The organism is Phormidium sp. CCY1219 (assembly GCF_035615515.1).
In the GTDB taxonomy this organism is placed as follows: Bacteria; Cyanobacteriota; Cyanobacteriia; order Cyanobacteriales; family Laspinemataceae; genus CCY1219.
Genome location: NZ_JAJENT010000420.1, coordinates 1 through 1,574, shown reverse-complemented (window position 1 = coordinate 1,574; position 1,574 = coordinate 1). Strand labels below are relative to the sequence as shown.

Below are 1,574 nucleotides of genomic sequence, written 5' to 3'. Positions count from 1 at the left end.
GCCTGGGAACCCTCCCGCGAGGCTCAGCCTCCTAGCATGGCCTCCGGTGGGCAATGCCAATCCGTGCAATGCCCGAACCGGGGATGATGGGTATTGCCTACCCTACGAGGTTTTGGGATTACGAGAGCGATCGCCACACCTGGGATAGGGCCCGTTGAAAGGCGGCGGCATTTTTAAAATAAATCTCTGGGTTATCCTGCAACCCTAAATCGATTAACTGCGCCAACGACTGGGGAATCGAAGGGTCGCGATCGCGGATGGGAATTGCCGAGGTGGTCAACACCACCAAAAACGGGTCTTGGTCTTGGCCCGTAAAATCGCGCGGAAATGCCCCAGTCAAGAAATAGTATAAAGAAGCCGCCGCCGCCCACACATCCACCGCCGGTTTGGCATACTTGAAATCGAGCAACTGTTGGCGCGGCATAAATACCGGCGTCCCCGCCTTCGTCCCCGTCTGGGTTTGACCGCTCAATCCGGCTAAATCGAACGCTTTCGCCAAGCCGTAGTCTCCCACCTTGGCGATATAGGATTGACCCACGCGGGAGAGGAAAATATTCGCCGGTTTGAAATCCCGATGGACTAATCCCACATTGTGAGCGTACTCCAACCCCTCCAACGCCTGCAGGGTCAGGGGGACTGCTTCGCTGAGGGATAATTTCCCCCCCCGTCGTTCCATCAAATCCATCGCGCTGCCCGCGTTACAGTATTCCTGGGTGAAAAAGAACAGTTGCTCCCCATAGCCGCACTCCTTCAGTTGCACCACATTGTGATGCTGCAACTGCTTCATATTTTCCACCTCTCGCAGAAACCAGCGAATCGCGCGCGGATTGGCTACAATTTCGGGACGCATCAGTTTCAGCGCCACGGTTTCCCCGGTTTCCTCTTGCTGCGCCAGATATACCTCACCAAATCCCCCTTTCCCCAACAATTGCAAAACTCGATAGCCCTCAATTTCCGGGAACTCTCCCTCTGGTGGCACGCTTCCGGAAAGCGAAATTACTGGCATCGGTTCTTCGGTTTCTGCTTCGCTGGTAACATCAATTCTCACGCGAAATACCGTATCGCTCAAGCGAATTTCATCCCCTTCTTTTAAATCGTACTGGCGAAACTGCAGTTTGGCCCCTTCTTCTGGACTGTGATGAGCGGCGCGCTGTCCGATGTTTTGACCATTCACAAAGGTGCCATTTTTGCTGCCGAAATCGCGCACCCGAATCGCGGGCGGATTGATATCGAGCAAGCAATGATAGCGGGAAATTTTGCTATGTGCTTTGTCATTGGGCATCTGCGGGTTGCACTCCGGGGCGCGTCCCACAATGCAGGTGGTGCGGGAGTCGAAGACAAATTTTCGTCCTTGCAAACTGCCTTCGGTAACGATGAGCGTGACGGTGGCAAGCATCCTTAAACCCTTTCACATGGCTGAACCTTTGACCCTCTATTTTACCACCAGGGTTGGCGGTTTTTCCTGCCCGATGAAATTCGGCGGTTATTTTTATCAAAACTTTACAATTTGCCGGGAAATTTGTGGTACGATGAACACAATGGGAAAGGTGCGGCCATATATGGTAGGGTGCGTC

At 53.4% G+C, this 1,574-nt stretch carries 2 protein-coding genes; one reads left to right on the top strand and one right to left on the bottom strand.

Translation table 11 applies throughout. The features are described from left to right. Positions 1 to 118 precede the first annotated feature (118 nt). Entirely contained in the window at positions 119 to 1,396 is a 1,278-nt protein-coding gene (locus LKK83_RS09540) for a protein kinase domain-containing protein (RefSeq protein ID WP_324630851.1), read from the bottom strand. Here LKK83_RS09540 and LKK83_RS09535 point away from each other — a divergent pair. Further along, on the top strand, positions 1,374 to 1,574 hold a 201-nt coding region (locus LKK83_RS09535), incomplete at its 3' end, for a hypothetical protein (protein ID WP_324630850.1). The two genes, LKK83_RS09540 and LKK83_RS09535, sit on opposite strands and share 23 nt — an antisense overlap.

Coding starts and splice junctions, on each gene's coding strand:
- LKK83_RS09540 (WP_324630851.1), bottom strand. CDS start 1,396: ATGCTTGCCACCGTCACGCTCATCGTTACCGAAGGCAGTTTGCAAGGA.